The organism is Nonomuraea sp. NPDC001684 (assembly GCF_053596515.1).
The window spans coordinates 1-2,534 of record NZ_JBSFGJ010000770.1; the positions used below are offsets into that span (position 1 = coordinate 1).

Here is a 2,534-nt window from a genome sequence, read left to right on the forward strand (position 1 = left end):
TCCCCGCTCCGCGCCGGGGACGCCGCCCCGGCCGCGGGGCGTTCCACGCGGACGCGCTCGCCCGGGTGCTCGGCGGTGCGGATGACGTGGACGAGGGTGCCCCCGCGCCGGGTCCCGCCGTGCACCCCGGGCGCGACGCTGAGCCGGTGGGCGCCCGCCGCCGGGGTGTGCAGCCACAGGTGGGTCTGCGCGGGGTCGTCGGAGGCGGTGAAGAGCACGTCCTCGCCGTCCACGCCGAGCACCGCCTCCAGGTGCAGGCCGGGCGGCGTGACCGGGACGCCGCCGACGGTGAGCCGCCGCGTGCCGTCCAGGTCGGCGTGGGCGACCAGCCGGCCGGAGCCGGTACGGGCGGGCGTGCCCGGGACGAGCTGCACCCAGTGCGGATCGTGCTGCTCGGCCAGCAGCCGCGTCCGGCCGGAGTCCGGGTCGGCGGCCAGCACCCGGACCGTCCGCTGGTCCCTGCTCTGCACCGACAGATACGGGCCGTGGGCGTCCCAGCCGGCGGCCGTCAGGTACTCGAAGGCGGTCCGGTCCCAGGTGACCTCGACGCGCCCGCCGTCCACCGCGCCGTCCACCCTGGCGATCCAGAGGGTGACGTCGGCGTTGGCGGTGCCGGCCGCCGGGTACCGCACGGCCCGGGGCGGGCGCGCGGGCTCGGCGGGGTCGCCGACGTGCCAGAACGCGACGCCGGCCTCGTCCACCCGGGCCGTCAGCAGGCGGGCGCCGTCGGGGGACCACCAGTAGCCGCGGGATCGGCCCATCGAGGCGGACGCGGCGTACTCGGCCACGCCGAACCGCACGTCCGGCCCGTCGGGCTCGGCCACGGCGCGGTCGCCGGCGCCGTCCGCGCCGATCACCCGCAGCGCGCCGCCGGAGAGGTAGGCGACCAGCCGCCCGGCCGGGTCGGGCCGCGGGTCGCGGGCCGTGCCGGGCACCGGCAGCGTACGGGCCGCGCCGGTGGGGACGTCCACCGCCCACAGCGCGCCCGCCAGGGTGAACACCGCCAGGCCGGCCGCGTCGTCCGTGGCATAGGAGCCGATCCCCTGGGTGCCGCCGCCGGTCAGCGCGGCGGGGTCGGCGAGCAGCCGCTCCTCGCCGGAGCCGGCGTCCAGGGCCCAGAGGCAGGTGACCGGGTCGTCGCCGGCGCGGCTGCGCAGGAACAGCACGACGGAGCCGTCCGCCGAGACGGTGAAGGCCGAGGGGGCGCCCAGGGTGAACCGCCGGGTGCGGGCGAACTGCCGGGGCAGGCTGATCTTGGTGTCGTCGTCGTGGTGCGGCATATGTGCCTGGTTCCTCTCACTGTGGTCCGGTTTTCGGGCACGACAAAAAGCGCACACCGTAGTGGTGTGCGCTTCGTTCGTGTCAGGTGATCGGCGGGACTTCTCGCGCGGCTCCCGCGGCCGCCTCCTGCTGGCCGGGACGATCTCTGCGGCCGAGCTCCCGGACATTTTACTACATGATCATCCGCGTGGCGGCGTGCGTGTGACCGGGGGAGATCCCCGGCGGCCGCCCGCGTCGGGCCGGATCGGCTCTGGTACTGTGACGGTCTCTGGCCGAGATCGTCCGTAGGAGGTGAGACCCATTACCGCTTCGTCAGGCTGGGGCTCCCTTCCGGCACACGTCCGGCCCGCCTGGGCCAGGTGACCGCGGGGAGCGCCCATCGGCATCCCGAAAGGCTCCCCATGTCCCCCTCCCCGATCCCCATGTCCGCCGTCGTCACCCGGCTGCGCGCCGCCGGCTGCGTCTTCGCCGAGGACGAGGCCGAGCTGCTGGTCTCCACCGCCCGTACCCCTGCCGAGCTGGCCGGGATGGTCGAGCGCCGGGCCGGCGGGCTGCCGCTTGAGCACGTCCTGGGCTGGGCGCGGTTCTGCGGCCTGCGCGTCGCCGTCGAGCCCGGCGTGTTCGTGCCGCGTCCGCGCACCGAGTTCCTCATCCGTCAGGCCGTCGCGCTGGCCCGCCGGGCCGGCCGCCCGCCCGTCGTGCTCGACCTGTGCTGCGGCACGGGCGCGATGGGCGCCGCGGTCGCGGCGGCGCTGGGGGAGAGGGCCGAGGTGCACGCGGCCGACCTCGACCCCGCCGCCGTGCGCTGCGCCCGGCTCAACCTGCCCGGCGGCCACGTCCACCAGGGCGACCTGTACGACGCCCTGCCCGGCTCGCTGCGCGGCCGCGTCGGCATCCTGATCGCCAGCCCGCCCTACGTGCCCACCGAGTCGGTCGGCCTGCTGCCGCCCGAGGCGCGCCTGCACGAGCCGCTGATGGCGCTCGACGGCGGCGGCGACGGGCTCGACGTGGTGCGGCGGGTGATCGCGGGGGCGTCCGGCTGGCTCGCGCCGGGCGGGCACCTGCTGGTGGAGACCAGCGAACGGCAGGCCGCGGCCACCGTCCGGGCCGCCATGGCCGCGGGGCTCCCGGCGCGAGCCACGGTCTCGGAGGAACTGGACGCCACCGCCGTCATCGCCACCCGCCCCGCCTGAGCCCCGTACCCACTCCAACCGGACCGCGGCGGGCTGAGCTGCGGCGGCGCTGCTGGGGGC

2 protein-coding genes are annotated in these 2,534 nt (G+C 77.1%); one reads left to right on the plus strand and one right to left on the minus strand.

The features are described from left to right. Positions 1–1,280: DPP IV N-terminal domain-containing protein (locus ACWCSD_RS51430; RefSeq protein ID WP_449927022.1), on the minus strand; the 1,280-nt coding region annotated here is incomplete at its 3' end. Between the two features lie 402 nt (positions 1,281–1,682). Between ACWCSD_RS51430 and ACWCSD_RS51435 the strand changes: the two genes are divergently transcribed. Next, entirely contained in the window at positions 1,683–2,474 is a 792-nt protein-coding gene (locus ACWCSD_RS51435) for a putative protein N(5)-glutamine methyltransferase (RefSeq protein WP_397158378.1), read from the plus strand. Positions 2,475–2,534 lie beyond the last annotated feature (60 nt).